The sequence below is a fragment of the Streptomyces sp. NPDC059895 genome (assembly GCF_042731035.1).
In the GTDB taxonomy this organism is placed as follows: Bacteria; Actinomycetota; Actinomycetes; order Streptomycetales; family Streptomycetaceae; genus Streptomyces.
In genome coordinates this window covers 229,428-254,882 of record NZ_JBHWKO010000011.1, presented here as the reverse complement: position 1 = coordinate 254,882, position 25,455 = coordinate 229,428, and the positions used below count along the sequence as shown (strand labels likewise).

At 73.0% G+C, this 25,455-nt stretch carries 28 protein-coding genes and 1 pseudogene; 24 read left to right on the top strand and 5 right to left on the bottom strand.

What is annotated here, in order from left to right; all coding sequences use genetic code 11:
* Positions 1-1,000: 1,000 nt before the first annotated feature.
* The 7 genes from ACFV9M_RS16315 to ACFV9M_RS16285 all read left to right on the top strand — a co-directional run bounded on the left by ACFV9M_RS16315 (position 1,001) and on the right by ACFV9M_RS16285 (position 8,187).
* Entirely contained in the window at positions 1,001-1,237 is a 237-nt protein-coding gene (locus ACFV9M_RS16315; protein WP_385102466.1) for a helix-turn-helix domain-containing protein, read from the top strand.
* Between the two features lie 203 nt (positions 1,238-1,440).
* Entirely contained in the window at positions 1,441-2,415 is a 975-nt protein-coding gene (locus ACFV9M_RS16310) for a tyrosine-type recombinase/integrase (protein ID WP_385068984.1), read from the top strand.
* Positions 2,416-2,488: 73 nt separating this feature from the next.
* Complete coding sequence (locus ACFV9M_RS16305) at positions 2,489-3,322, top strand: M55 family metallopeptidase (protein WP_385068985.1); 834 nt, start codon at positions 2,489-2,491, stop codon at positions 3,320-3,322.
* A complete protein-coding gene (locus ACFV9M_RS16300) occupies positions 3,315-4,619 on the top strand; it encodes a M20/M25/M40 family metallo-hydrolase (protein ID WP_385068987.1) in 1,305 nt (434 codons plus the stop codon). Before ACFV9M_RS16305 ends, ACFV9M_RS16300 begins: the two co-directional genes overlap by 8 nt.
* Before the next feature lie 16 nt (positions 4,620-4,635).
* Positions 4,636-6,588, top strand: a complete 1,953-nt coding sequence (locus ACFV9M_RS16295) for a prolyl oligopeptidase family serine peptidase (protein ID WP_385068989.1) — start codon at positions 4,636-4,638, stop codon at positions 6,586-6,588.
* A complete protein-coding gene (locus tag ACFV9M_RS16290) occupies positions 6,585-7,508 on the top strand; it encodes an LD-carboxypeptidase (RefSeq protein ID WP_385068991.1) in 924 nt (307 codons plus the stop codon). The genes ACFV9M_RS16295 and ACFV9M_RS16290 overlap by 4 nt, the downstream gene beginning before the upstream one ends.
* Positions 7,509-7,626: 118 nt before the next feature.
* Positions 7,627-8,187 carry a GNAT family N-acetyltransferase gene (locus ACFV9M_RS16285; protein WP_385068993.1) on the top strand — a complete coding sequence of 187 codons (561 nt, stop codon included), beginning with the start codon at positions 7,627-7,629 and terminating at the stop codon, positions 8,185-8,187.
* Here the strand turns inward: ACFV9M_RS16285 and ACFV9M_RS16280 are convergent.
* The 3 genes from ACFV9M_RS16280 to ACFV9M_RS16270 form a co-directional block, all read right to left on the bottom strand.
* A complete protein-coding gene (locus ACFV9M_RS16280) occupies positions 8,150-8,317 on the bottom strand; it encodes a hypothetical protein (RefSeq protein ID WP_385068994.1) in 168 nt (55 codons plus the stop codon). The genes ACFV9M_RS16285 and ACFV9M_RS16280 overlap by 38 nt on opposite strands.
* Positions 8,314-8,673 (bottom strand): VOC family protein, encoded by a 360-nt coding sequence (locus ACFV9M_RS16275; RefSeq protein ID WP_385068996.1) that lies wholly within the window; start codon positions 8,671-8,673, stop codon positions 8,314-8,316. Before ACFV9M_RS16275 ends, ACFV9M_RS16280 begins: the two co-directional genes overlap by 4 nt.
* Before the next feature lie 149 nt (positions 8,674-8,822).
* Complete coding sequence (locus ACFV9M_RS16270; RefSeq protein WP_385068998.1) at positions 8,823-9,359, bottom strand: hemerythrin domain-containing protein; 537 nt, start codon at positions 9,357-9,359, stop codon at positions 8,823-8,825.
* A gap of 120 nt (positions 9,360-9,479) precedes the next feature.
* Between ACFV9M_RS16270 and ACFV9M_RS16265 the strand changes: the two genes are divergently transcribed.
* The 15 genes from ACFV9M_RS16265 (at position 9,480) to ACFV9M_RS16195 (ending at position 21,530) form a co-directional block, all read left to right on the top strand.
* Positions 9,480-9,953 (top strand): phage holin family protein, encoded by a 474-nt coding sequence (locus tag ACFV9M_RS16265; protein ID WP_385069000.1) that lies wholly within the window; start codon positions 9,480-9,482, stop codon positions 9,951-9,953.
* Between the two features lie 48 nt (positions 9,954-10,001).
* Complete coding sequence (locus ACFV9M_RS16260; protein WP_385069002.1) at positions 10,002-11,024, top strand: SDR family oxidoreductase; 1,023 nt, start codon at positions 10,002-10,004, stop codon at positions 11,022-11,024.
* Positions 11,025-11,487: 463 nt separating this feature from the next.
* Positions 11,488-13,149, top strand: a complete 1,662-nt coding sequence (locus ACFV9M_RS16255; RefSeq protein WP_385069004.1) for an NAD(P)/FAD-dependent oxidoreductase — start codon at positions 11,488-11,490, stop codon at positions 13,147-13,149.
* A 4-nt stretch (positions 13,150-13,153) separates the two neighbouring features.
* The gene (locus tag ACFV9M_RS16250) at positions 13,154-15,001 is read left to right on the top strand and encodes a transketolase (RefSeq protein ID WP_385069006.1); all 1,848 of its coding nucleotides are present in this window, start codon (positions 13,154-13,156) and stop codon (positions 14,999-15,001) included.
* 5 nt (positions 15,002-15,006) lie between these two features.
* On the top strand, positions 15,007-15,969 hold the full coding sequence (gene ligD, locus ACFV9M_RS16245; protein WP_385069120.1) for a non-homologous end-joining DNA ligase: 963 nt from the start codon (positions 15,007-15,009) through the stop codon (positions 15,967-15,969).
* 103 nt (positions 15,970-16,072) lie between these two features.
* Positions 16,073-16,432: a gas vesicle protein gene (locus ACFV9M_RS16240; protein WP_385069008.1), complete on the top strand. Its 360-nt coding sequence runs from the start codon at positions 16,073-16,075 to the stop codon at positions 16,430-16,432.
* Positions 16,433-16,496: 64 nt separating this feature from the next.
* The gene (locus ACFV9M_RS16235) at positions 16,497-16,922 is read left to right on the top strand and encodes a gas vesicle structural protein GvpA (RefSeq protein WP_385069009.1); all 426 of its coding nucleotides are present in this window, start codon (positions 16,497-16,499) and stop codon (positions 16,920-16,922) included.
* Entirely contained in the window at positions 16,919-17,674 is a 756-nt protein-coding gene (locus tag ACFV9M_RS16230; RefSeq protein ID WP_385069011.1) for a GvpL/GvpF family gas vesicle protein, read from the top strand. The genes ACFV9M_RS16235 and ACFV9M_RS16230 overlap by 4 nt, the downstream gene beginning before the upstream one ends.
* A 34-nt stretch (positions 17,675-17,708) precedes the next feature.
* The gene (locus ACFV9M_RS16225; RefSeq protein ID WP_385069012.1) at positions 17,709-17,969 is read left to right on the top strand and encodes a gas vesicle protein GvpG; all 261 of its coding nucleotides are present in this window, start codon (positions 17,709-17,711) and stop codon (positions 17,967-17,969) included.
* Positions 17,966-18,646: a DNA primase gene (locus ACFV9M_RS16220; protein ID WP_385069013.1), complete on the top strand. Its 681-nt coding sequence runs from the start codon at positions 17,966-17,968 to the stop codon at positions 18,644-18,646. The genes ACFV9M_RS16225 and ACFV9M_RS16220 overlap by 4 nt, the downstream gene beginning before the upstream one ends.
* Positions 18,643-19,815 (top strand): SRPBCC family protein, encoded by a 1,173-nt coding sequence (locus ACFV9M_RS16215; protein ID WP_385069015.1) that lies wholly within the window; start codon positions 18,643-18,645, stop codon positions 19,813-19,815. The genes ACFV9M_RS16220 and ACFV9M_RS16215 overlap by 4 nt, the downstream gene beginning before the upstream one ends.
* Positions 19,812-20,153, top strand: a complete 342-nt coding sequence (locus tag ACFV9M_RS16210; RefSeq protein WP_385069017.1) for a gas vesicle protein — start codon at positions 19,812-19,814, stop codon at positions 20,151-20,153. The genes ACFV9M_RS16215 and ACFV9M_RS16210 overlap by 4 nt, the downstream gene beginning before the upstream one ends.
* Entirely contained in the window at positions 20,150-20,977 is an 828-nt protein-coding gene (locus tag ACFV9M_RS16205; RefSeq protein WP_385069019.1) for a GvpL/GvpF family gas vesicle protein, read from the top strand. Before ACFV9M_RS16210 ends, ACFV9M_RS16205 begins: the two co-directional genes overlap by 4 nt.
* Positions 20,974-21,162, top strand: a complete 189-nt coding sequence (locus ACFV9M_RS16200) for a gas vesicle protein (RefSeq protein WP_385069021.1) — start codon at positions 20,974-20,976, stop codon at positions 21,160-21,162. Before ACFV9M_RS16205 ends, ACFV9M_RS16200 begins: the two co-directional genes overlap by 4 nt.
* On the top strand, positions 21,159-21,530 hold the full coding sequence (locus ACFV9M_RS16195) for a gas vesicle protein K (RefSeq protein WP_385069023.1): 372 nt from the start codon (positions 21,159-21,161) through the stop codon (positions 21,528-21,530). Before ACFV9M_RS16200 ends, ACFV9M_RS16195 begins: the two co-directional genes overlap by 4 nt.
* 171 nt (positions 21,531-21,701) lie before the next feature.
* Here the strand turns inward: ACFV9M_RS16195 and ACFV9M_RS16190 are convergent, their stop codons facing one another.
* Positions 21,702-22,523, bottom strand: coding sequence for a class I SAM-dependent methyltransferase (locus ACFV9M_RS16190; RefSeq protein ID WP_385069025.1), 822 nt, complete (start codon positions 22,521-22,523; stop codon positions 21,702-21,704).
* Positions 22,524-22,707: 184 nt separating this feature from the next.
* Positions 22,708-22,872 (bottom strand): annotated as a pseudogene (locus tag ACFV9M_RS16185) (phosphoesterase); the annotation flags it as partial.
* A 79-nt stretch (positions 22,873-22,951) separates the two neighbouring features.
* Here ACFV9M_RS16185 and ACFV9M_RS16180 point away from each other — a divergent pair.
* Both ACFV9M_RS16180 and ACFV9M_RS16175 read left to right on the top strand, forming a co-directional pair.
* Entirely contained in the window at positions 22,952-23,641 is a 690-nt protein-coding gene (locus ACFV9M_RS16180; RefSeq protein ID WP_385069027.1) for a histidine phosphatase family protein, read from the top strand.
* 73 nt (positions 23,642-23,714) lie between these two features.
* Complete coding sequence (locus tag ACFV9M_RS16175; RefSeq protein ID WP_385069029.1) at positions 23,715-25,334, top strand: ABC-F family ATP-binding cassette domain-containing protein; 1,620 nt, start codon at positions 23,715-23,717, stop codon at positions 25,332-25,334.
* Positions 25,335-25,455: the final 121 nt, after the last annotated feature.

Sequence of the window (25,455 nt, the reverse complement as noted above, 5' to 3'; positions counted from 1 at the left end):
CCGAAAGCCCCGCCTCGATCCCCTCCGCCACACCAGCATCCTACGAGCCAACAGAACTCAGAAACCGAGGAGTTATTTTTCGACAGCCCCCTGGGGCCGCCGCAACGAGGCATTCGCCTACGGCAGACAAGAAAGAGCGCCGAAAGACTGGATAGCTGCGTGATGACTATGTCAACGTACAACGTCCTGCAAATAATCCAGGCCAGACAGTGCTGATGCTCGACTGCGATCACATTTCCGGAACCACAAGGAATGAGCATCGTGCGGGCTGCCCTGTTGGCATGGCTCCTGTTTGAGAGGCCCGTCTGTCTGAACCTGCCCTCCGATCTGCCCGAATCGCCTCCCCCATTCTCTTTGGCCTTGGTGGATTTAACGCCTGGATCAGCCAAACGGCAGGCAACTACCTGGCGGTCTCCACCGGCCTCTGTGTCCGTTTCTGCGCGGCCGGCCATTTTGGTGAAAATCTCTTGCAACGGGACTGCCGCGGCGATCGTGTCGTCCTGGCGCACGTGGCACGGAATCTCGGCGCCACAACTCGGCAGGTGGCACCCAGGCCCTCGGGATTCCCGAGCGCCTCGTCACGGCGAATGCCGACCGGCTCACGGATGACGGTCTGCTGACGGTCACATCGGACAGCGTGCCCGGAACCCCGCGCTCGTACCTTCTTCCCTCCGGCTACGGCCCGGCCGAGCGGACATCGGGTACGTGGTGCGGTGCGAAACATAGCCGACGATCGCCGGTTAGCCAAACCGGCGATCGACGCGACCATCGAAGTGTTCGCGTTCGGCTGTGCTTGGCGGTGGAGCCGTCGCGTTCGCAGAGACAGCCAGCGAGACATGCATGCAGTTGTCGGTGTTCTCTCACTGCTGTCCGAAATTCGATTTCTGTTATTCGCGCCAGTGTTTCAACCGTGGATTGTTGACTCGACCAATGAGTTGGCGCGACGCGTAGCTGATCACATCGCGCGTCCGGTTGAGGAAAATCGTTGATTCCAGTCGATATGGCCATTGTCCGTAGCTCTCGTCTCGAAAATATGGTTTCGCCGGCGACGTATCGGTACGCCGATGATGAAGCGCTGACGGTCAGGGAGGTCGCTGCTTGGTTGCGGGTATCTAGGAACACGGTATTTGCATTGCTTCGCACCCGAGATATCGAATCATTTACCGTCGGTCGAAGTCGTCGAATCCTGGCTTCTGATGTGCGTGTCTACATGGAGCAGCGAAAGGGGCATGAGTAATGGCAAAACGTCGCCCGAATGGGGCCGGAATGGATCCGGTGAAGAGGTCTGACGGTCGCTACGCTGCACGCGTGTACGTCCTTCAATCGGACGGGGGAAGTCGGGCGAAATGGGTGTACTCGCGATCCTATGAAGAGTGTATACGTAAGCGAGATGCTCTTCTTAGTAAAACGCGCGACAGTATCCCTGTACCGTCGAGGGATATGAAAGTTGCCGAATGGCTTGACTATTGGTTGGAAAACATAGTGCTCGCAGAGCACCCGTACACCACCTTTGCTGGTTACGAGCAGTGTGTGCGCTTGCATCTTAAGCCCCGGCTGGGGACTAAGCGATTGAATGGTCTTTCCATCGCTGACGTGCGGTCCTTCAAGAACGCCATGCTGAGATCGAAGGGTGCCAGTACGACCAAGAGGGCACTCGTGCCGCTCAGGTCGGCCCTCACCGCGGCGATGAAGGAAGACCTGCTTACGCGGAATGTCGCTCAGTTGGTGGACTTCCCTGAAGTTGAGGTGGGCGACTATGAGCCCTGGTCCCATAGTGAGGCCATTACATTTTTCCGTGCCGCGCGGGCGCACTGGCTGTATGCCGGCTTTCTCTTCGCCCTTATTATGGGGCTCCGCCGAGGTGAAGTCCGTGGCCTGCGTTGGTCGGATGTCGACCTTGAGAAGCGCACCCTACGGGTGCACGCGCAGAGTCAACGGATCAAGGTCCCTGGCCGACCCATTGTGGATGTGGATTACAAGCCCAAGGGTAAAGGTCGAAAGAAGCATAAAGGCTTGATCGGCCTGCCTGAGGTACTGATCTTGCCTTTGCAGGAACAGCGGGAGAGGCAGAAATGGCAGCGCCTGCGGGCCGGCGCCACTTGGGTTGAGAATGACTATGTGTTCACCGGCGACAAGGGGCAGCCGATGAACAAGGATGCTCTGGCGGGTGCCTTCAGGCGTCTCTGTATCAAGTTGGGCCTCAGAGTCATCCGACTGCACGACCTGCGTCATGGCGCGTCGAGCCTCCTGGCTGACACCGGTGCCAAGCCGCACGAAGCGCAGGCCATCATGGGGCATAGCCACGTTGACACCACCATGTCGGTCTACACGCATGCTGCCCTGCAGGCTCAACGCGACGCGCTGGACAGGGTCGGTGCCCTGCTCGGAGCTCACGGAACTGATGTCAACAATTGATGTCAGCGGTACGAGCCCATCGATGGGGTGTGGTCCATGGCCAGCATATTCGGTGGCCTGTAGCGTCCTCTGCATGAAGATCCTCATCAGCGCCGACATGGAGGGCGCCACCGGCGTCACCTGGCCGGCCGACGTGCTGCCGGGGACGCCGCAGTGGGAGCGCTGCCGTGCCCTGTTCACCTCGGACGTCGACGCCGCCGTCCGCGGCTTCTACGACGGCGGCGCCGACGAGGTCCTGGTCAACGAGGCGCACTGGACCATGCGCAACCTGCTCCTCGAACGGCTCGACGAGCGGGCGCAGATGCTCACCGGGCGGCACAAGGCGCTGTCCATGGTGGAGGGGGTCCAGCACGGCGACGTCGACGCCGTCGCGTTCGTCGGCTACCACGCCGGCGCCGGCATGGAAGGCGTCCTCGCCCACACCTATCTCGCCAACTCCATCACCGGGGTGTGGCTGGACGGCGTACGGGCCAGCGAGGGGCTGCTCAACGCGCGGGTCGTCGCCGAGTACGGGGTGCCGGTGGTGCTGGTCACCGGGGACGACGTGGCCTGCGAGGACGCGCTCGGGTACGCGCCGGAGGCGCTGAAGGTGGCGGTCAAGGACCATGTGTCGCGGTACGCGGCCGTGTGCCGGACGCCGGCCCGCACCGCGGCCGACATCCGCGCGGCCGCCCGGGAGGCGGCACGGCTCGCCGTCCGTCACGAGCCGGTGCAGGCCGGGCCGTTCACGGTCGCCGTCGAGTTCGACGCCGAACACCTGGCGATGGCCGCCACCGTCGTACCGGGCGTCGCCCGGACCGGCGAGCGCAAGGTGGCGTACACCAGCGGCACCATGTACGAGGGGATCCGCACGTTCAAGGCGGTCACGACGGTCGTCTCGGCCGCGATGGAGGAGCAGTATGGCTGACGCCCGGGCGTACGACGAGGTCGTGGGGTTCACCTCCGACCTCATCCGGATCGACACCACCAACCGGGGCGGCGGGGACTGCCGGGAGCGGCCCGCCGCCGAGTACGCGGCCGCGCTGCTCGCGGAGGCGGGCGTCGAACCGACCCTCCTCGAACGCACCCCGGGCCGCACCAACGTCGTCGCGCGGATCGAGGGCACCGACCCGTCCGCCAACGCGCTGCTCCTCCACGGTCACCTCGACGTCGTACCCGCCGAGGCCGACGACTGGACCGTGCACCCCTTCTCCGGCGAGGTGCGCGACGGGGTCGTGTGGGGCCGGGGCGCGGTCGACATGAAGAACATGGACGCGATGATCCTCGCCGTCGTCCGCTCCTGGGCCCGCACCGGCGTCCGCCCCCGGCGCGACCTCGTCGTCGCCTTCACCGCCGACGAGGAGGCCAGCGCCGAGGACGGCGCCGGCTTCCTCGCCGACGCGCACCCCCACCTCTTCGAGGGCTGCACGGAGGCCATCGGCGAGTCCGGCGCGTTCACCTTCCACGACGGCGCCGGACGCGAGATCTACCCCATCGCGGCGGGCGAACGCGGCACCGGCTGGCTCCGGCTGACCGCGCGCGGCCGGGCCGGGCACGGCTCCAAGGTCAACCGGGAGAACGCGGTGACCCGCCTCGCCGCCGCGATCACCCGCATCGGCGAGCACGAGTGGCCGCCGCGCCTCACCCCGACCGTGCGGGCCGCGCTCACCGAACTCGCCGGCCTCTACGGCATCGACCCCTGCCTCGACGACGTCGACGCCCTGCTGGACAAGCTCGGGCCGGCCGCCCAGCTGGTCGAGGCGACCGTCCGCAACAGCGCCAACCCGACCATGCTGGACGCCGGTTACAAGGTCAACGTGATCCCCGGGGAGGCCGTCGCCCACGTCGACGGACGGTTCCTGCCGGGCGGCGAGGACGAGTTCCGCGCCACCCTCGACGACCTCACCGGCCCCGACGTCGACTGGGAGTACGTCCACCGCGAGGTCGCCCTCCAGGCACCCCTGGACTCGCCCACGTTCGCCGGGATGCGCGCCGCCGTGGCGGAGTTCGCGCCCGAGGGGCACGTGGTGCCGTACTGCATGTCCGGCGGCACGGACGCCAAGCAGTTCTCGCGGCTCGGGATCACCGGCTACGGCTTCGCGCCGCTGCGGCTGCCCGAGGGCTTCGACTACCAGGCCCTCTTCCACGGCGTCGACGAACGCGTCCCCGTCGACGCCCTCCACTTCGGCGTCCGCGTCCTCGACCGCTTCCTGCGGACGGCCTAGGCGAGCGGGGGAGAACGTGCAGATCCTGCCGTACGGCTCCTGGCCCTCGCCCCTCGACGCGGGCCTCGCCGCCGCGCACGACGGGCGCCCCGAGTACGTCGGCTTCGTCGGCGACGAGGTGTGGTGGACGGCGCCCCGGCCCACCGAGGGCGGCCGGCGCACCCTCGTGCGGCGGCGCACGGACGGCGGCGAGGAACCGGTCCTGCCCGCGCCCTGGAACGTCCGCAGCCGGGTCCTGGAGTACGGCGGCCGGCCCTGGGCCGGCGTGCCGCACGGGGGACGGCCCCTCGTGGTGTTCACGCACTTCGACGACCAGCGGCTGTACGCGTTCGAACCCGGCGGCACACCCCGTCCGCTGACCCCGCTCTCGGCGGTGGGCGGCGGACTGCGCTGGGCGGAGCCCCGGGTGCTGCCGGAGCGGGGCGAGGTGTGGTGCGTGCTGGAGGAGTTCACCGGCGACGGGCCCACCGACGTCCGCCGCGTCCTGGCCGCCGTACCGCTGGACGGATCGGCCGCGGACGACCGGCGGGCCGTGCGCGAACTCACCGACGGGCGGCGGCGGTTCGTCACCGGGGCGCGGCTGACCCCGGACGGGCGGCGGGCCGCCTGGCTGGCCTGGGACCATCCGCGGATGCCGTGGGACGGCACCGAGGTCGTCGTCGCCGAGGTCGGCGCCGACGGGACCTTCGGCCCGGAACGCGTCGTGGCGGGCGGGCCGCGGGAGTCGGTGGCCCAGGTCGACTGGTCGGCGGACGGCCGTCTGCTCTACACCAGCGACCGCACGGGCTGGTGGAACCTGTACCGCGACCACGAGCCGGTCTGCCCCCGCGAGGAGGAGTTCGCCGGTCCCCTGTGGAAGCCGGGCCTGTCCTGGTTCGCCCCGCTGGACGGCGGGTTCGTCGCCGTCCTCCACGGCCGCGGACCGGTTCGGCTCGGCGTCCTCGACCCGGAGACCGGCGAGGTCGTCGACGCGGCCGGGCCGTGGACCGAGTTCGCGCCCACGCTCGCCGCGCGCGGCGAACAGGTCGTCGCCGTCGGCGCCAGCCCGCGCAGCGCCCACGAGGTGGTCGAGCTGGGCGTCCGGACGGGCCGCGCCCGGGTCGTCGGCGCCGCCCACGACGACACCGTCGACCCGGCCTACTACCCGGAACCCCGGATCCGCACCTTCGCCGGCCCCGACGGCCGGGAGGTGCACGCCCACGTCTACCCGCCCCACCACCCCGGCTGCGCCGCCCCGGACGCCGAGCTGCCCCCGTACGTGGTGCGGGCGCACGGCGGGCCCACCGACCGCTCCCCGCTCGTGCTGGACCTGGAGATCGCCTACTTCACCTCCCGCGGCATCGGCGTCGCCGAGGTGAACTACGGCGGGTCGACCGGCTACGGCAGGGAGTACCGGGACCGGCTGCGGGAGCAGTGGGGCGTGGTCGACGTCGAGGACTGCGCGGCCGTCGCCCTCGCCCTCGCCGACGAGGGCACCGCCGACCGGCGGCGGCTGGCGATCCGCGGCGCCAGCGCGGGTGGCTGGACCGCCGCCGCCTCCCTGATCTGCACCGACGTCTACGCCTGCGGCACGCTCGCCTACCCGGTCCTCGACCTGGTGGCCTGGGCGACGGGCGGCACCCACGACTTCGAGTCCCGCTACCTCGACACCCTCGTCGGGCCGCTCGCCGAGGTGCCCGCCCGCTACGCCGAACGCTCGCCCGTCGAGCACGCCGACCGGATCGGCGTGCCGTTCCTGCTGCTCCAGGGCCTGGACGACCCGATCTGCCCGCCCGCCCAGGCCGAACGCCTGCTGGCCCGCCTCGCGGGACGCCGGGTGCCGCACGCCTACCTCGCCTTCGAGGGGGAGGGGCACGGCTTCCGGCGGGCCACGACGATGGTGCGCGCCCTGGAGGCCGAGCTCTCCTTGTACGCTCAGGTGTTCGGGCTGCGTCCGCCCGGCATCCCGACCCTGGAGTTCACACAGTGAAGGACCTCGTGCGGCCCACCCGGCTCGCCCCCGGCGCCCGGGTCGCGGTCGTCGCGCCCAGCGGACCCGTCGTCGAGGAACGGCTCCAGGCCGGTCTCGACGTCCTGCGCGGCTGGGACCTCGACCCGCGGGCCGCCCCCCATGTGCTGGACCGCCACGGTGAGCTGGACCACCTCGCCGGCACCGACGCGGACCGGGCCGCCGACCTCCAGCGGGCCTGGTGCGACCCGGCCGTCGACGCGGTCGTCTGCGCGCGCGGCGGCTACGGGGCCCAGCGCGTGGTCGACCTGCTCGACTGGGACGCGATGCGGGCGGCCGGCCCCAAGGTGTTCGTCGGCTTCAGCGACGCGACCACGCTCCACGAGGCGTTCGCCGTCCGCCTCGGCCTGGTCACCCTGTACGGGCCCGTCGCCGCCGGCGTCGACCTAGCCAAGAACGCCCGCGCCCAGGACCACCTGAAGGCCACCCTGTTCGCCCCGGAGACCGTCCGCACGCTCACCTCCTCCGGTACCGGCCTGGCACCCGGCCGAGCCCGGGGCGTCACCCTCGGCGGCTGCCTCACCCTGCTCGCCACCGGCCAGGGCACCCCGCACACCCGGCCCGGCGCCCGCGGCGGGCTGCTCCTGCTGGAGGACGTGGGGGAGCAGCCCTACCGCGTGGACCGCACGCTCACCCAGCTGCTGCGCACCGGCTGGCTGGACGGCGTCGCGGGCGTCGCGCTCGGCTCCTGGGACCGCTGCGGGCCCTACGAGCGGCTGCGCCCGGTCCTCGCCGACCGGCTCGGCGGGCTCGGGGTGCCCGTCGTCGAGGAGCTCGGCTTCGGTCACTGCGAGGGAGCGCTGACCGTGCCCTTCGGGGTGCACGCCGAACTGGACGCCGACGCGGGCACGCTCACCCTCGACGAGCCCGCCCTGCGGTGACCGAGGGCCGCGTCACCCCGCGGGGCGGACGGTGATCCGGCGACAGGACCCGAGCCCGGCGACAGGACCCGAGCCTGGCGGCGGAGCGCCACGACCGCCCCCGTCGTAGGCTGGGCCGGTGCCGCACACCGCTTCCCGCTACCTCGCCGAGGGCCCCCGCGTAGGCATACGCCACTTCACCTACGCGGACGGTGCCGAGTTCACCGCACGGGTCCGCGAGAGCAAGGACCTGCACCACCCGTGGCTGTTCCCGCCGGCCACCGCCCACGCCTACACCGCGTACGCGGGCCGGCTCATCGAGGACCCCACCAAGGCCGGCTTCCTGGTGTGCACGTCGGCCGACGACGCCATCGCCGGCTTCATCAACATCAACAACATCGTCGAGGGCGGCTTCCAGTGCGGTGCGCTGGGCTACGGCGCCTTCGCGCACGCCGCCGGACGCGGACTGATGCGCGAGGGGCTCGACCTCGTGGTGGGCCACGCCTTCGGGCCGATGCGACTGCACCGGCTGGAGATCAACGTGCAGCCCGGCAACGCCGCCTCCATCGCCCTCGCCCGGGCCTGCGGCTTCCGCCGGGAGGGCTTCTCCCCGAAGATGATCTACATCGACGGGGACTGGCGGGACCACGAGCGGTGGGCGCTCACCGTCGAGATGTGGACCTCCCGGCCTTCCGGTTGACCCCCATGGTGTCGATCTCCATGGTGCCCCGGACGATGACGATGACGATGACGATGACGATGACGACGACGATGACGACGCCGAGGACGACGCCGAGGACGACGACGACACCCAGCGGTGCCCGCGTCACGTCCGGCGGCGGTCGGCGGTCTCGGCGTACTCGTAGACCGAACCGTCCGGGTGCAGGGCGATCAGGTTGCGGCCCACCGGCGTCGCCAACGGCCCGGCGAGCACGTTCGCGCCCAGCTCGGTGAGCCGCTTGTACGCCTCGTCGACGTCCGTGACGGCGATCGTCGCCGTCACCTTGCGCAGCACCTCGAGCTCGCTCTCCGGCCCGCTCATCAGCAGGAAGCAGCCGACCGCCGCCACCTGCACACCACCGCGCTCGAACCGCAGCGCCGGGGCGCCGGCCAGACGCTCGTAGAAGGGGACGGCGGCCTCGAGATCGTCGACGCAGACACGCAGCGTGGCTCCCAGGATGTCCATGGCGAGGAGCCTAGTGGGGGCGGCCCGCGCGGGAGAATCCTTCACACCATCCCCGCGCCGTCCGGCCACCCCGCGCCGTCCGACCGTCCGCCTGCGGTGCCGCGCACGTCGGCCGTCCGCCTGCGGTGCCGCGCACGTCGGCCGTCCGCCTACGGTCCCGCGGCCTGCGCCGCCCGCCCGCGCCCGGTGTCCACGCCCGGAACGCCTCGCGCGGCGCCGGTGACCTGGACCGGGTGCGGACGGGTGGGCACGAGCGCGTCGGCCGCGCGTACGGCGTGGGCCAGGGTCGCCAGCCCGCCCCCGTCCGCGACCTGGTCGAGGCGCGGGAACTCGTACCGCTCCTCGGCGGCGGCGTGCGCCAGCACGTCCCGGTGCAGGGCCGCGAGCAGACCGGGGAACGCGGGCGAGTCCGGGTCCACGGCGTCCAGGCGGGCCAGCGCCCGCCCGGCCCGCGCCTCCTCCGCGATCCGCCTCCCGGCGAGGCGCGCACCGCCGCGCAGGTGCCTGCGCACGAAGGGATGGACGATCTCCTCCTCGACGGTCTCGTGCACCGCGAGCAGCCGGACGAGGTCCTGGAAGGCCCGCCTGCGCTCCTCGCCCCCGGCCCGCGCCACTTCCTCGAACAGCCTCCGGATGCGCGCGTGCTGCTCCATGAGCAGCCACACCACGTCGCTTCGCTCGGACATCGACCTGAGCTCTCTCGTGAGACGGTGAACCGCGGTTGCCGGGAGCACGACACCACCGGCCGCCGGGTGCCCCGCGGCGCGCCGGCGTTACCCGCCCGACGCCCCGGGTACCCGGATTCCATGGAACGCATCGATCACCTGGAGCATCTGGACAAGCATCTCGTCGACGAACTGGCGCAGGTGGCACGCGAGACCATCCGCGAGGAACTGCGCGAGCAGACCCGCAAGCAGCGCCGCACGGCCATGCTGTACGCCGCGTCCGGCGCCCTCGCCCTGTACGCGGGCGCTGCCGTCGCGCTCGCCGTCGGGCTGGGGCTCGCCACGGGCCTGCCCGACTGGGCCGCCGCGCTGATCACCGCGGCGATCCTCGGCGTCCTGGCGTACGTACTGCGCGGCGCCGCCCGGCCGCACCGGCACCCGGCCCACCACGAGGCCGACGCGTCGACCCCGCAAGGCCCCACGGCCGCCGGGGTGACCCCCACCGGGCCGGCCGGCGGTCTCGGCATGCCGTACCCGCCGATGCCGCCCACCCCGCCCGCCGCGGCACCCCGACCCGGTGACACCGACCCCGGGTCGCCGCACCACCGGGCGTGATGCCGGGTGCGGACGCGCGGCACGGCGGCGGACGGCCGGGGACGGGCCGTGGTGGTGACCGGGGCGAGCGGTGGCGTCGGCCGGGCCACGGCCCGTGCCTTCGCCGCGCGCGGCGACCGGGTCGCCCTCCTGGCCCGGGGCCGTGAGGGCCTCGCCGCCGCGGCGGACGACGTGCAGCGCACCGGCGGTGAGGCGCTCGTCGTGAGCGTCGACATGTCCGACGCCAAGGCGGTCGAGGACGCGGCGCAGAAGGTCGCCGACGCCTTCGGCCGCATCGACGTATGGGTCAACAACGCCTTCTCCGGCGTGTTCGCCCCCTTCAGCGAGATCACCCCCGACGAGTTCCGCCGGGTGACCGAAGTGACCTACCTGGGCTATGTGTTCGGCACGCGCGCCGCCCTGCGCCACATGCTGCCGCGCGACCGCGGCACGATCGTGCAGGTCGGCTCCGCGCTCGCCTACCGCGGGGTGCCGCTGCAGTCGGCGTACTGCGGGGCCAAGCACGCCATCCAGGGGTTCAACGAGTCGCTGCGCTGCGAACTGCTGCACGGCGGCAGCCGGGTGCGGACCACGATGGTGCAGCTGCCCGCCGTCAACACCCCCCAGTTCGACTGGGTGGTGAACCGCATGCCGGGACGGCCCCGGCCCGTGGCGCCCGTGTACCAGCCGGAGGTCGCCGCGCGGGCCGTCGTGCACGCCGCGGGACACGCGCGGCGGCGGGAGTACTGGGTGGGCGCCTCCACCGCGGCGACCCTGCTCGCCAACGCCGTCGCCCCCGGGTTCCTCGACCGCTACCTGGCCCGGACGGGCTTCGACGCGCAGCAGGAACCGCGGGACCGGCACGGCCGGGAGACGGAGTCCGCGGCCGGCGGGCCCGGCAACCTGTGGAGCCCGGCCGACGGCCCCCACGGACACGCCTTCGGCGCGCACGGCCGCTTCGACGAGGAGTCCGTCACCCGGGACCCGCAGGAGTGGCTGTCGCGCAACCGGAACCGGATGGGCGCCGGACTGCTGGCCGCGGGCGTGGGCGCGGCGGTCACCGCGAGCCTGCGGCGACGCGACCGGGGCTGACACGCGGTGCTGACACGCGGTCCGCGGTCCCGGACCCCGCCCGACATGCGGCGCTGACACGCGGTCCCGGACCCCGCCCGACATGCGGCGCTGACACGCGGTCCCGGACCCCGCCCGACACGCGGCGCTGACACGCGGTCCCGAACGACGCCCGACACGCGGCGCTGACACGCGGCGCCCGAACCGCGCCCGCCGGGCGGCCCCCGAACCGCCCTGGCCGAGGCACCTGCGCCGACGTGCCACGTGCGGGCGGGGCCGGACCCGCGCGTGCCACGGGCGGCCGTGCGGGCGGGGCCGGACCCGCGCCCCGGTGCCCGCCGCGGGCCCGGCGAACCGGCGGACGTGCGTCCCCCGCGCCCGGGCCCCGGACGTTTGGCGGCCCTGGCCAGGGGGACGCGGAAAGCCTCGTACGACACGCTCCCCGCGCCGCGAGGGCGTGGGGAACCCAGCCGGAGGCGAACCCGTGAGTCGACCGCGCATCGTGATCGTCGGAGCCGGTTTCGCCGGATACCGGACGGCCCGCACCCTGACGCGGGCGGCCCGGGGCCGGGCCGACATCACCCTGCTGAACCCCACCGACTACTTCCTGTACCTGCCCCTGCTGCCCCAGGTGGCCGCCGGCATCCTCGAACCCCGCCGGGTCACCGTCTCCCTCACCGGCACCCTGCCGGGGGTGCGGCTGGTGCTCGGCGAGGCCGACCGCATCGACCTCGACGGACGCACCGTCCGCTACACCGGCCCCGAGGGCGAACCGGGCACGCTCGCCTACGACCGGCTGGTGCTCGCCGCGGGCAGCGTCAACAAGCTGCTGCCCATCCCCGGCGTCGCCGAGCACGCGCACGGCTTCCGCGGCCTGCCCGAGGCGCTGTACCTGCGCGACCACGTCACCCGTCAGACGGAGCTCGCCGCCGTCGCCGACGGCGCCGAGGAGTGCGCGGCGCGCTGCACGTTCGTGGTGGTCGGGGCCGGCTACACCGGCACCGAGGTCGCCGCGCAGGGGCAGCTCTTCACCGACGCGCTGGCCCGCGCGCACCCGCCGGCCACGGGCATGCGGCCGCGCTGGCTGCTCCTCGACGTCGCCGAGCGGGTCCTGCCCGAGCTGGACGAACGGCTCTCGCGCACCGCCGGCCGGGTGCTGCGCGAGCGGGGCGTCGACGTGCGCACGGGGACCTCCGTGAAGGAGGCGACCCGCGACGGGGTCCTGCTCACCGACGGCGAGTTCGTCGGCACCCGCACCCTGGTGTGGGGCGTGGGCGTACGGCCCGATCCGCTCGCCGAGTCCCTGGGGCTGCCGATGGAACGCGGCCGGCTCCTCGTCGAGCCCACGCTCCGGGTGCCGGGCCGGCCCGAGGTGTTCGCCTGCGGTGACGCGGCCGCCGTACCCGACCTGGAGAAGCCCGGACAGTACACGCCGATGACCGCCCAGCACGCCTGGCGGCAGGGCAGGGTCGCCGGGCACAACATCGCGGCCTCCCTGACCGGGGGCACGCTGCGGCCCTACCGGCACAAGGACAAGGGATTCGCCGTCGACCTCGGCGGGGTCAAGGCCGCCGCCAACCCGCTCGGCGTCCCGCTCTCCGGGCTGCCGGCCGGCGCGGTCACCCGCGGCTACCACCTCGCCGCCATGCCCGGCAACCGCGTCCGCGTCGCCGCCGACTGGCTGCTGGACGCCGTCCTGCCGCGCCAAGCCGTCCAGTTGGGCCTCGTCCGCTCCTGGGCGGTCCCGCTGGACACGGCGTCGCCGGAACCGAGCCGCGCCTCCGACCGGCCCGGACACCGCGCCGGGGCGGCCTCCGGACCGGGAGCCGCCCTCGCCCCGGAGACGGGCGGCGCGGCGGACGCGGGAGGCGACGCGGACACGGGAGGCGACGCGGACGCGGGAGGCGACGCGGACGCGGGAGGCGACGCGGACCCGGGCGGCGACGACGGCACCGGGGCGGTCGTCGCGCCGACCCCGGAGACCGCCAGGCATCCCCCGCCCGGGGAGCCCCGGGGTCCGCGGCCCTCCGGGAACCCCCGGTCCGGGGCGCGTCCCGAAGGGCACGAGTCCGCCCCCGGTCCCGTGCGGCGCACCGGCCCCGCCCCCGACGCTTCCCCGCGAGCCTCCTCGAAAGGAGACCAGTAACCCGATGGACACCGCCGAACTCACCGCCCTCGGACAGCAGTTGCGCGTGGACAGCGTCCGCGCCTCCGCCGCCGCGGGCTCCGGGCACCCGACGTCCTCCATGTCCGCCGCCGACCTGATGGCCGTACTGCTGGCCAACCACCTCCACTACGACTTCGACCGCCCCGCCCACCCGGGCAACGACCGCTTCGTCCTGTCCAAGGGCCACGCCTCCCCGTTGCTGTACGCGGCCTACAAGGCGGCCGGCGCCGTCGGCGACGACGAGCTGCTCACCTTCCGCACGCTCGGCAGCCGGCTCGAAGGGCACCCCACCCCGCGGCGGCTGCCCTGGGTGGAGACCGCCACCGGCTCGCTCGGGCAGGGACTGCCGGTGGGCGTCGGCATCGCGCTGGCCGTGAAGCGGCTGGAGCGCTCCGAGGCGCGCGTGTGGGTGCTGTGCGGGGACAGCGAGCTCGCCGAGGGCTCGGTGTGGGAGGCCGCCGAGCACGCGGGCCACGAGCACCTGGACAACCTCACCGTGATCGTCGACGTCAACCGGCTCGGCCAGCGCGGCCCGACCCGGCACGGCCACGCCCTCGACGCCTACGCCCGCCGCTTCCAGGCCTTCGGCTGGCACACCGTCGAGCTCGACGGCCACGACGTCGACGCCGTCGACCGCGCGTACGGCGAGGCCCGGTCCACGAAGGGCCAGCCCACCGCGATCATCGCCCGCACCCTCAAGGGCAAGGGCGTCGAAGCCGTCGAGGACCGCGAGGGCCTGCACGGCAAGCCGCTGAAGGAACCCGAGGCGGCGATCGCCGAACTCGGCGGCCCCCGTGACCTGCGCGTCCGGGTGCACGAGCCGTCCGCGGCCCGCATGCTGCACTCCGTCTCCACCGGCCCGCTCGACCTGCCCCGCTGGGAGCGGGGCGAGGAGGTCGCCACCCGCGACGCCTACGGCCGGGCCCTGGCCGCCCTCGGCACCGCCCGCTCCGACGTGGTCGCCCTGGACGGCGAGGTGAGCGACTCCACCCGCGCCGAGTTCTTCGCCAAGGAACACCCCGAGCGGTTCTTCGAGTGCTACATCGCCGAACAGCAGCTCGTCGCCGCCGCGGTCGGCCTCTCGTCGCGCGGCTGGGTGCCGTACGCGTCCACGTTCGCGGCCTTCCTGAGCCGCGCCCACGATTTCGTGCGCATGGCCTCGATCAGCGGGGCCGGGATCAACCTGGTCGGCTCGCACGCCGGGGTCGCCATCGGGCAGGACGGGCCCTCGCAGATGGGGCTGGAGGACCTGGCGATGTTCCGGGCCGTGCACGGCTCGACCGTGCTGTACCCGTGCGACGCCAACCAGACCGCCCATCTGGTCGCCGCCATGGCCGGCCTGGACGGCATCCGCTACCTGCGCACCTCGCGCGGCGACGCCCCGGTGCTCTACGGGCCCGACGAGGAGTTCCCGGTGGGCGGCAGCAAGGTGCTGCGCTCCTCCGACCGGGACCGGCTGACGCTGGTCGCCGCCGGGGTCACCGTGCACGAGGCGCTGAAGGCCGCCGACGCCCTGGCCGGGGAGGACATCCCGGTGCGCGTGATCGACCTGTACTCGGTCAAGCCCGTCGACCGGGTCACCCTGCGGCGGGCCGCGGAGGAGACCGGCTGCCTGGTGACCGTGGAGGACCACCACGAGGAGGGCGGCCTCGGCGACGCCGTCGTGGACGCCTTCTCCGACGGCCGGCCGGTGCCCCGCCTGGCGCGCCTGGCCGTGCGGACGATGCCGGGCTCGGCGAGCCCGGAGGAGCAGCTGCACGCGGCCGGGATCGACGCCGAGTCGATCGCCGCCTCCGCCCGGCTGCTGGTGGAGACGGCGGTCGTGCCGTGACCGCGGTGGGCGACGGCCCCGGCATCCGCAGGGTGCGCGCGGGCCGTCGTACCGTCGAGGTGCACCGGCCGGACAAGGTGCTCCTCCCCGGCGAGGGGGACGGCGCGGGGTACACCAAGGGCGACCTCGTCGCCTACTACCGGTCGGTGGCCGCGTTCATGCTGCCGCACCTGCGCGGCCGTCCCCTGATGCTGGAGCGGCACCCCGACGGCCTCGACGGCCCGCGCTTCATGCAGAAGAACACCCCCGAGCACTACCCGGAGTGGATCGCCAGGGTGGAGGTGCCCAAGGAGGACGGCACCGTCCGCCACACCGTCTGCGACGACTCCGCCGGCCTCGTCTTCCTCGCCGACCAGGCCTGCGTCACCCTGCACCGCTGGCTCTCGCGGGCCGGCCACCCGCACCACCCGGACGTGATGGTCTTCGACCTCGACCCTTCCCCGGCGCCCGGCAGGCCCGGGGGGACCCCCGGCGAGGACTTCGCCGCCGTCCGTGAGGCCGCCCGGTGGACGGGCCGACTGCTCGACGAGGTCCGGCTGCCGTCGGCGCTGATGACGACCGGCTCACGCGGCCTGCACGTCGTCGTCCCCCTCGACGGCCGGCACGACTTCGACGAGGTCCGCGCCTTCGCCCGGGACGCCGCCGAACTGCTCGCCGCCGAACACCCCGACCGGTTGACCACCGCGGCCCGCAAGAAGGACCGCGGCGACCGCCTCTACCTCGACGTGCAGCGCAACGCGTACGCGCAGACCGCCGTCGCCCCCTACTCGGTGCGCGCCCTTCCCGGCGCGCCCGTCGCCACACCGATCACCTGGGAGCAGCTCGACGACCCCGCCCTCGGCCCGCGCCGCTGGACCGTCGCGGACGCCGTGGAGCAGGCCCGTACGAACCCGTGGTCGGGCGTGTCCGACCGCCGCGGCCGTGCCCTGGGGCCGGCCCGCCGCCGCCTCGACGCCCTTCGTGGTTGATACACCGAGCGCCGGCGCGCAGCTCGCCGCCCGGCGGCGCAGACGCATGCGCTCGTGAAGGTTTGGCCAAGGACCTACCGGCCACCCGGAGGAAGAGGTGGTCATGGCGAACACAAGACACACAGAGCATTCGCAGACTGCACCGGAACCGGACGACGAGAGCGACAAGGACGAGGAAGTGGCGGACGACCGGCCCACGCCCATGGAGATCCTGCGCGAGGCGCGCGGCCAGCTCGCGGAGCTGACCGGCATGACCGCCGAGAGCGTCTCGTCCTTCGAGCGGACGGAGGACGGCTGGTCGCTGGAGGTCGAGGTCCTGGAACTCGAGAGGGTTCCGGACACGATGAGCCTGATGGCGAGCTACGAGGTCGAACTCGACCCGCAGGGACAGCTCACCGGCTACCGGCGGGTCCGCCGTTACGAACGAGGGCGGGCCGACGCACATCGGCCCGGCGGCCGTTAGGCCGCGCGCCCGCAGCCACACCCGAACATCCACACCACCATCGACACGAGGAGGCACGGTCGGCATGACCGTTGTCCCGGCACAACAGACCGGCGGCGGAGGCGGCAGCAGCGGCCTCTACGACGTACTGGAGCTCGTCCTGGACAGGGGGCTCGTCATCGATGCGTTCGTGCGGGTCTCACTGGTAGGCATCGAGATCCTGAAGATCGACGTCCGGGTCGTCGTGGCCAGCGTCGACACCTACCTCCGCTTCGCCGAGGCGTGCAACCGCCTCGACCTGGAAGCCGGCCCGCGCAAGAGCCCGGGGCTGCCCGACGTCGTCGGCCAGATCACCGAGTCCGGCGCGCGCGGCAAGTCCAAGGGCGCCCTCTCCGGCGCCGCCGAGACCGTCTCCGGCGCCTTCAAGCAGGCCCGTGAGGAGAGCCAGGCCGAGCGGCCGCGTGCCCGCCGGACCACCACCTCCTCCCGCAAGAAGGAGGACGAGGAGTGAGCACGTACGTCTACGGCATCACCGCGAGCTCGCAGACGACGCTCCCCGAGGGGCTGGCCGGCGTGGGCGAGCCGCCCACGCCCGTGCGCGTGCTGACCGAGGGCGGGTTGGCGGCGATCGTCAGCGACGCGCCGGAGGACCTGCGGCCCAAGCGCAGGGAACTGCTCGCCCACCAGAACGTCCTCGCCGAGGCCGGCGCGGAGGGCTGTGTGCTGCCCATGCGGTTCGGCAGCGTCGCCCCCGACGACGCGGCCGTCACCGGGGTGCTCGCCGAGCGCGCCGACCACTACGAGGAGCGCCTGCGGGCTCTCGACGGCAAGGTCGAGTACAACGTGAAGGCCACCCACATCGAGGAGGCCGTGCTGCACCAGGTCATGGCGGAGAGCCCCGAGCTGCGGGCACTCGCCGAGGCCAACCGGCAGGCCGGCGGCGGCACGTACGAGCAGCGGCTCCAGCTCGGCGAGATGGTGGCCGCCGCGGTGAAGGCCCGTGAGGCCCAGGACGCGGCCGAGGTGCAGCAGGCCCTGGAGCCGCTGGGCGCGGCCGTCAGCGTCGGCCCGGAGTCCTCGGGCTGGCTGGCCAACGTGTCGTTCCTGGTGGCACGCGACCGGGCCGCGGAGTTCGCGAACGCGGTGGAGGACCTGCGCAAGGAGCGGCCGCACCTCGACGTGCGCCTCAACGGTCCGCTGCCGCCGTACAGCTTCGTCGAGCCCGGCCCGGCCCAGCCCGCGGGGACGACGGCCGTGGAGTGACACGGAACAGGCGAAACGAGCGGAGGTGCGGGAGATGGGGCTGATCTCGGAGGTGCTGCTGCTGCCGTTCGCACCGGTACGCGGCAGCGGATGGGTGATCCAGCAGGTGCTCCGCGAGGCGGAGCGGATCTACTACGACCCTGCCACGGTCCGAGCCGAACTCTCGCGCCTCGAAGAGCAGTTGGGGGCCGGTGAGATCACGGAGGAGGAATTCGACCAGAAGGAGGATGAACTCCTCGACCGACTGGAGATCGCCACGCGCCGCAGCGCGGGAACGGACGGGACGGCACGATGAATCGAGTGGGACTGGGCCTCGCGATAGGGGCCGGATACGCCCTCGGGCGTACCAAGAAGATGAAGCTGGCGCTCGCCGTCGGTTCGCTGGTGGCCGGGAAGCGGCTGAAGCCGAGCCCGAAGGCCCTGGCCGACCTGCTCTCCCAGCAACTGCGGGACAACCCCGAGTTCAAGGAACTCGGCGACCAGCTCCGCCAGGACCTGCGGGGCGTCGGCAAGGCGGCGTCCGGCGCCATGGTCGAGCGGCAGGTCACCGCGCTCGCCGACCGGCTGCACGGCCGTACCGCCCAGGTCCGCGACCAGCTCGCGGGCGTCGTCCCCGATGTGACGGGCGCGAAGCCCCGGGAGGCAGGCGAAGAGGCGGACGAGGAGTACGAGGAGCCGGAGCCCGCGCGGGACGAGGAGGACGGGGAGCCGGAGCCCGCGCGGGACGAGGAGGACGGGGAGCCGGAGCCCGCGCGGGACGAGGGCGAGGCCGGCGAGAGCGCCGAGGAGGAGGAGCCGGCGGCGGAGAGGGCGCCCCGGAAGAAGGCGTCCGCCGAGGAGAGGACCGCGAAGAAGGCAGCCCGGAAGGTGCCGGGGCGCGGGGCGGCCGCGAAGAGGTCGACCGCGGTCCGGAAGTCGGTGACGAAGGCGGCCGCCCGGACCCGGGCGCCGAAGGGAGGCGGTGAGCGATGACCGAGACACTGGGATCCGCGACGTCCGCCGCGGGCAAGGCGACCGGCAAGGCGACCGGCAAGGCGACCGACGGCAACCCGCTCGCCGGTCTGGCGCAGAGCGAGGCAGCCGAGCGGCTGAAGGCGGAGGTGCAGGAGTACCTCGCCGCCCAGGCCCAGCGCATGCTGGTCGGCGTCGGCCGCAAGCTGGGCGAGACCACCGGCAGATTGAACGACATCGCCGAGGGCAAGAGCCCCGGCTTCGCCAAGCTGGCCCTGGACGGCGGCCGCAAGCTGGCCGAGGGCAAGGGCCCGTTGCGCACCGCGCTGGAGCTCGGTGCCTCGCGCGTCAAGGACAGCGTGACCGGCGCGCTGAAGAACCTCGGTGGCGGCGGCAAGAGCAAGCGCAAGCGCGGCGCGGGCAAGAAGCCCACCGTCATCATGGAGCAGATCGACGTCGGCGTGCCGCTGCGCACGGCCTACGACCAGTGGACCCAGTACCAGGACTTCAGCACCTTCGCCAAGGGTGTCAAGAGCGCGAGCCGCGCCGACGAGACCACCAGCGACTGGCAGGTGAAGGTCCTCTGGTCCAACCGCAGCTGGAAGGCGAAGACCACCGAGCAGGTGCCGGACGACCGGATCTCCTGGGCCTCGGAGGGCGCCAAGGGCACCACGAAGGGCGTCGTCTCCTTCCACCGGCTCGCCGACAACCTCACCCGCGTCCTGCTGGTCATCGAGTACTACCCCACGGGGTTCTTCGAGAAGACCGGCAACATCTGGCGCGCCCAGGGCCGCCGCGCCCGCCTCGACCTGAAGAACTTCGCCCGCTTCATCACCCTGAAGGGGGAGGTGGACGAGGGCTGGCGCGGTGAGATCCGCGACGGCGAGATCGTCCGCTCCCACGAGGACGCGCTCGCGGAGGAGGAAGAGGAACGCGGCGACGAGGAGGAGCGGGCCGAGGACGAGGGCGCCGAGGGCGCCGAGTACGACGAGGAGCCGGAGTCCGAGGAGCCGGAGCCGGAGCCGGAGTCGGAGGAGCCGGAGCCGGAGTCGGAGGAAGCGGAGTCCGAGTACGACGAGGAGCCCGAGGAGGAGTACGAGGAGCGGGAGCCCGAGGAGGACGAGGAGTACGACGAGGACGAGCAGTACGACAAGGACGAGGACGTCCGTGAGGGCGGGAGCCGTCGATGAGCATGCCGAGCCGGATGCCGGAGCCGTACGGCCAGGGCGGCGGGGCCAACCTCGCCGACATCCTGGAACGTGTCCTCGACAAGGGCATCGTCATCGCCGGCGACATCCGGATCAACCTGCTCGACATCGAACTGCTCACGATCAAGCTCCGCCTCATCGTCGCCTCGGTCGACAAGGCCAAGGAGATGGGCATCGACTGGTGGGAGACCGATCCGGCGCTGTCCAGCCGCGCCCGCCGCGACGAACTCGCGCGCGAGAACGCCGAGTTGCGTGAGCGGCTGGCGCGCCTGGAGGAACTCGAGCCCGGTCGGACCCGCGCGCGGAAGGAGTCCTCATGACCGGACTGCGGTACGTGTACGCCGTCTGCCGCCCCTTCGGCGCGCCGCTCCAGGCCGAGCTGACGGGGGTCGGGGGCGCGCCCGCCAAGCTGGTGCACCACCACGGTCTCGTCGCGGTCGTCAGCGCCGTGCCGGAGCGGGACTTCGCCGAGGAGCCGCTGCGCTCCCACCTGGAGGACCTGGACTGGCTCGCCGCGACCGCCCGGGGCCACCAGCAGGTGATCGACGCGCTCACGGCGGTCACCACACCGCTGCCGCTCCGGCTCGCGACCGTCTTCCGGGACGACAGCGGCGTCCGCGTGATGATCGAGGAACGCGAGGAGGACTTCCTGCGCACCCTGGACCGGCTGGAGGGCCGCGTGGAGTGGGGTGTGAAGGTGTACGTCGAGGCCGAGGGCGACGCCCGGGAGGAGGCGCCGGCCGCGGCGCCGGCGAAGCCCGCCTCCGGCCGGGACTACCTGATGCAGCGCCGCCGGCGGGCCAGGGCGGACGAGGACGCCTGGCAGCGGGCCGAGCGGTTCGCCGGCCGGCTGCACTCCCTGCTCTCCGGGCGGGCCGACGCCGCCCGCCTCCACCCGCCGCAGAACCCCGCCCTGTCCCGGGCCTCCGGCAAGAACGTGCTGAACGCCGCCTATCTGGTCCCGCGCGCGCAGTCGGAGGAATTCGTGGAGATCGTGGACCGTACGAAGGGCGAGGAGTCCGGGATGCGCGTGGAACTCACCGGACCGTGGGCGGCCTACTCCTTCGTGGACCCCGACCTGCGGGAAGGCGGCGGGGAGGGCGGGACGGCCACCGCCCGGGACACCGAGGAGGAGCGGTCATGACCGTCGTGGAACGGCGTGAGATCGCTCTCGTCGACCTTCTCGACCGGCTGCTGGCCGGCGGGGTCGTCATCACGGGCGACATCACCCTGCGCATCGCGGACGTGGACCTCGTCCGGATCGACCTGAACGCCCTCATCAGTTCCGTGAACGAGAACGTCCCGTCGCCCTGGGGGGAGCTGGTGTGACCTCACCCGACACGCCCGACGCACCGAAGTCCCCGGGCGCGCCCGAGGGGCCCGGTGCCGCGCCGCCCGACGCGCCCGGTACGGCGCACCCGCGGCGCAAGCGGCTCGACCTCGAGCCCGACACCGTCGAGCGGGACCTGGTCAAGCTCGTCCTCACCGTGGTCGAGCTGCTGCGTCAGCTGATGGAACGGCAGGCGCTGCGCCGCTTCGACGAGGGCGATCTGACCGAGGAGCAGGAGGAACGCATCGGGCTCACCCTGATGCTGCTGGACGACCGCATGGCGGAGCTGCGTGACCGCTACGGGCTGCGGCCCGAGGACCTCAACCTGGACCTCGGGCCGCTCGGGCCGCTGCTTCCCCGGGAGTGACACGACGCCGGCGGCGCCCGCGCGGAGCCGCTCCGCCTCCGGCCGGCCCGCTCACCTCCGGCCGGCCCGCTCACCTCCGGCCGGCCCGCTCACCTCCGGCCCGCCCGGCTCACCTCCGGCCCGCCCGGCTCGTCCGGCTCACCTCCGGCTCGTCCGGCTCATCCCCGCGGGTCAGACATCTTTGCGGCAGAGGATCTCTGCGTGCAGGACGCCGAACCAGCCGTCCTCCCGCTCCCCCCAGGCCCGCCAGGCATCCGACACCGCCCGCAGCCGCTCCTCGGTGGCGTGCCCGCCGCCGGTGGCGCGCTCGGCGAACGCGGAGGCGACGGTCCGGTCGGCCCACAGCCCGCTCCACCACGCCCGCTCCTCGGGGGTGCTGAACGTCCAGGTGCTAGAGGTGGCCGTGACGTCGGTGAAACCGGCCGCCAGCGCCCAGGACTTCAGCCGCCGCCCGGCGTCCGGCTCACCGCCGTTGGCGCGGGCCACCCGCTGGTACAGCTCCTGCCAGTCGTCCAGTCCGGGCGAGGTGGGGTACCAGGTCATGGCCGCGTAGTCGGAGTCCCGTACGGCGACGAACCCGCCGGGCCGGGTGACGCGCCGCATCTCGCGCAGCGCCTGCACCGGGTCGCCGACGTGCTGGAGGACCTGGTGGGCGTGGACCACGCAGAACGTGTCGTCGGCGTAGTCCAGGGCGTGGACGTCGGCGACCGCGAAGTCGGTGTTGGTCAGGCCGCGTTCCGCGGCGGTGGCCCGTGCCCGGTCCAGGATCTCCGGGGCGTGGTCGACGCCGGTGACGTGCCCGTCGGGGACCAGGGCGGCCAGGTCGGCGGTGATGGTGCCCGGACCGCAGCCGACGTCCAGGATCCTCATGTGGGGCTGCAGCGAGCCGAGCAGGTAGGCCGCGGAGTTGGCGGCGGTCCGCCAGGTGTGCGAGCGGAGCACCGACTCGTGGTGCCCGTGGGTGTAGACGGCGGTCTCCCGTGCTTTCGGCATGGCTGTGCCCCTTCTCGACGGACCGGTCCCCGGGCTCCGGGGGAGTCCGGGGGCGACACCGTCACCGTACGCGCTCAGCCGAATGGTGAGACAACTCTTCCCGCTATGTGGACTGATGGTGTGTCAGCGTTCACTGATGGTGCATCAGTCCAGTTCCCGTCCGCAGGCGGCCGGTACACCGTCGCACGCCGTGGTCGGCGCTGCGGCTCAGCCTCGGCAGGATCCGTTCGGCGCGGGGCCAGTGCCGCGCGGCGGCGAACTCGAACAGCCGGCAGTCGAGGGCGAGCAGCCGGTCGCGCAGCGCGTGCCGGCCGGAGGCGAGGGCGGTCAGGTCGACGTCGGGGCTCATGACCCGCGGGTACCCTGGGGTGGCCGTTTCCCGCCCGGCGACGCGGGGACGGCGCGCCGAAGACCCGGAGGCCGACCGCATGCGCCTGATCCTCGTCCGCCACGGCGAGACGCCCACCAACGTGGACCACCTGCTGGACACCGCCGTCCCCGGACCGGGGCTGACCGCGCTCGGCGAGCGACAGGCCGCCGCGCTGCCCGAGGTCCTCGCCGACGAGGACATCGAGATCCTCTACGCCTCCACCCTCGTGCGCACCCAGCTCACGGCCGCCCCGCTGGCCGCCGCCCGCGGCCTCGGCGTGCGCGTGCGCGACGGGCTGCGGGAGATCTCCGCGGGCGACCTGGAACTGCTTCCGGGCGACCTCGGACACGGCGAGCTCTACATGCGCACCGCCTTCGCCTGGGCGGCCGGGAACACCGGGCTGCGCATGCCGGGCGGCGAGAGCGGCGCCGAGTTCCTCGCCCGCTACGACGCCGTCGTCGCCGAGGCCGCCGACAGCGGCGCCGCGTGTGTCGCCCTGGTCAGCCACGGCGCCGCCATCCGCACCTGGACGGCCGCCCGCGCCCACAACGTCGACATCCCCTTCGCCGCCGCCCACCGCCTGGCCAACACCGGCGTGGTCGTCCTGGAGGGCTCCCCGGCCGACGGCTGGAAGGCCCTGACCTGGGCGGGCGCGACCGTCGCCCCCGAGGGCGAGGCCGGACCGACGGGCGAGCCGGTCGGCGACGGCGGACCGGCGGGTGAGCCGGCGGGCTGGACCGGGGGGTGAGCCGGCGGCCGCGGGCGGCCGCCGGCACTAAGCGTTTGCCGTCGCCCGCGGGCGGCCCGCAGAATGCCTCTCCATGGGACATCTGGAAGCCGCGCACCTCGAGTACCACCTCCCCGACGGCAGGACGCTGCTCGGCGACGTGTCCTTCCGGGTGGGAGAAGGGGCCGTCGTGGCCCTCGTCGGGCCCAACGGCGCCGGCAAGACCACCCTGCTGCGGCTGATCTCCGGCGAGCTGAAGCCGCACGGCGGCGCCGTCACCGTCAGCGGCGGGCTCGGTGTGATGCGCCAGTTCGTGGGCTCCGTACGGGACGAGACGACCGTACGGGACCTGCTGGTGTCGGTCGCGCCGCCCCGCATCCGGGAGGCCGCGCGGGATGTCGACCGGGCCGAGCACGCCCTCATGACCGTCGACGACGAAGCCGCCCAGCTCGCGTACGCGCAGGCCCTCGCCGACTGGGCCGAGGCGCGCGGGTACGAGGCGGAGACGCTGTGGGACGTGTGCACCACGGCCGCGCTCGGCGTGCCGTACGAGAAGGCGCAGTGGCGGCAGGTGCGCACCCTGTCCGGCGGTGAGCAGAAGCGGCTGGTGCTGGAGGCGCTGCTGCGCGGCACCGACGAGGTGCTGCTGCTGGACGAGCCCGACAACTACCTCGACGTGCCGGGCAAGCGCTGGCTGGAGGAGCGGCTGAAGGAGACCCGCAAGACGGTCCTCTTCGTCTCCCACGACCGCGAACTCCTCTCCCGCGCCGCCGAGAAGATCGTCTCCGTCGAGCCGGGACCCGCCGGCGCCGACGCCTGGGTGCACGGCGGCGGCTTCGCCACCTACCACGAGGCCCGCCGCGAACGCTTCGCCCGCTTCGAGGAACTGCGCCGGCGCTGGGACGAGAAGCACGCCCAGCTGAAGAAGCTCGTCGTGAACCTCCGTCAGGCCGCCGCCGTCAGCCACGAGATGGCCTCCCGCTACCAGGCCGCGCAGACCCGGCTGCGCAAGTTCGAGGAGGCGGGCCCGCCGCCCGAGCCGCCGCGCGAGCAGGACATCACCATGCGCCTCAAGGGCGGCCGCACCGGCGTACGGGCCGTCACCTGCCAGGGACTCGAACTGACCGGCCTGATGCACCCCTTCGACCTGGAGGTCTTCTACGGCGAACGCGTCGCCGTCCTCGGCTCCAACGGCTCCGGGAAGTCGCACTTCCTGCGCCTGCTGGCCGGGGAGGACGTGGCGCACACCGGGGCGTGGAAGCTCGGCGCGCGGGTCGTCCCCGGGCACTTCGCCCAGACCCACGCCCACCCCGAACTCCTGGGCCGCACCCTCCTCGACATCCTGTGGCAGGAGCACTCCCAGGACCGGGGCGCGGCCATGTCACGGCTGCGCCGCTACGAGCTGACCCAGCAGGCCGAGCAGTCCTTCGACCGGCTCTCCGGCGGCCAGCAGGCACGCTTCCAGATCCTCCTGCTGGAGCTGCGGGGCGCCACCGCCCTGCTGCTCGACGAGCCGACCGACAACCTCGACCTGGAGTCCGCCGAAGCCCTCCAGGAGGGCCTGGAAGCCTTCGACGGCACGGTCCTCGCGGTCACCCACGACCGCTGGTTCGCCCGCTCCTTCGACCGCTACCTGGTCTTCGGCAGCGACGGCCGGGTCCGGGAGACCCCGGAGCCGGTGTGGGACGAGCGACGCGTGGAGCGGGCCCGCTGACCCCGCACCCGGAACGGAGGCCCAGGGGCCCGAATGTTCGTACAGTGGAGGCAGGCAAGCGAGATCCATGGCTCCCTCCCGGACGCCGCTCGAGGGTCGGTGTTCCGCACGCGGGTACCCG

What these genes read in the sequence shown, in the direction of transcription:
- ACFV9M_RS16190 (WP_385069025.1), bottom strand. Translation starts at nt 22,523, where the DNA reads ATGCCGAAAGCACGGGAGACCGCCGTCTACACCCACGGGCACCACGAG.
- ACFV9M_RS16270 (WP_385068998.1), bottom strand. Translation starts at nt 9,359, where the DNA reads ATGTCCGAGCGAAGCGACGTGGTGTGGCTGCTCATGGAGCAGCACGCG.
- ACFV9M_RS16220 (WP_385069013.1), top strand. Translation starts at nt 17,966, where the DNA reads ATGAATCGAGTGGGACTGGGCCTCGCGATAGGGGCCGGATACGCCCTC.
- ACFV9M_RS16235 (WP_385069009.1), top strand. Translation starts at nt 16,497, where the DNA reads ATGACCGTTGTCCCGGCACAACAGACCGGCGGCGGAGGCGGCAGCAGC.
- ACFV9M_RS16215 (WP_385069015.1), top strand. Translation starts at nt 18,643, where the DNA reads ATGACCGAGACACTGGGATCCGCGACGTCCGCCGCGGGCAAGGCGACC.
- ACFV9M_RS16265 (WP_385069000.1), top strand. Translation starts at nt 9,480, where the DNA reads ATGGAACGCATCGATCACCTGGAGCATCTGGACAAGCATCTCGTCGAC.
- ACFV9M_RS16300 (WP_385068987.1), top strand. Translation starts at nt 3,315, where the DNA reads ATGGCTGACGCCCGGGCGTACGACGAGGTCGTGGGGTTCACCTCCGAC.
- ACFV9M_RS16310 (WP_385068984.1), top strand. Translation starts at nt 1,441, where the DNA reads ATGAAAGTTGCCGAATGGCTTGACTATTGGTTGGAAAACATAGTGCTC.
- ACFV9M_RS16315 (WP_385102466.1), top strand. Translation starts at nt 1,001, where the DNA reads ATGGCCATTGTCCGTAGCTCTCGTCTCGAAAATATGGTTTCGCCGGCG.
- ACFV9M_RS16210 (WP_385069017.1), top strand. Translation starts at nt 19,812, where the DNA reads ATGAGCATGCCGAGCCGGATGCCGGAGCCGTACGGCCAGGGCGGCGGG.
- ACFV9M_RS16240 (WP_385069008.1), top strand. Translation starts at nt 16,073, where the DNA reads ATGGCGAACACAAGACACACAGAGCATTCGCAGACTGCACCGGAACCG.
- ACFV9M_RS16205 (WP_385069019.1), top strand. Translation starts at nt 20,150, where the DNA reads ATGACCGGACTGCGGTACGTGTACGCCGTCTGCCGCCCCTTCGGCGCG.
- ACFV9M_RS16180 (WP_385069027.1), top strand. Translation starts at nt 22,952, where the DNA reads ATGCGCCTGATCCTCGTCCGCCACGGCGAGACGCCCACCAACGTGGAC.
- ACFV9M_RS16200 (WP_385069021.1), top strand. Translation starts at nt 20,974, where the DNA reads ATGACCGTCGTGGAACGGCGTGAGATCGCTCTCGTCGACCTTCTCGAC.
- ACFV9M_RS16305 (WP_385068985.1), top strand. Translation starts at nt 2,489, where the DNA reads ATGAAGATCCTCATCAGCGCCGACATGGAGGGCGCCACCGGCGTCACC.
- ACFV9M_RS16275 (WP_385068996.1), bottom strand. Translation starts at nt 8,673, where the DNA reads ATGGACATCCTGGGAGCCACGCTGCGTGTCTGCGTCGACGATCTCGAG.
- ACFV9M_RS16225 (WP_385069012.1), top strand. Translation starts at nt 17,709, where the DNA reads ATGGGGCTGATCTCGGAGGTGCTGCTGCTGCCGTTCGCACCGGTACGC.
- ACFV9M_RS16250 (WP_385069006.1), top strand. Translation starts at nt 13,154, where the DNA reads ATGGACACCGCCGAACTCACCGCCCTCGGACAGCAGTTGCGCGTGGAC.
- ACFV9M_RS16175 (WP_385069029.1), top strand. Translation starts at nt 23,715, where the DNA reads ATGGGACATCTGGAAGCCGCGCACCTCGAGTACCACCTCCCCGACGGC.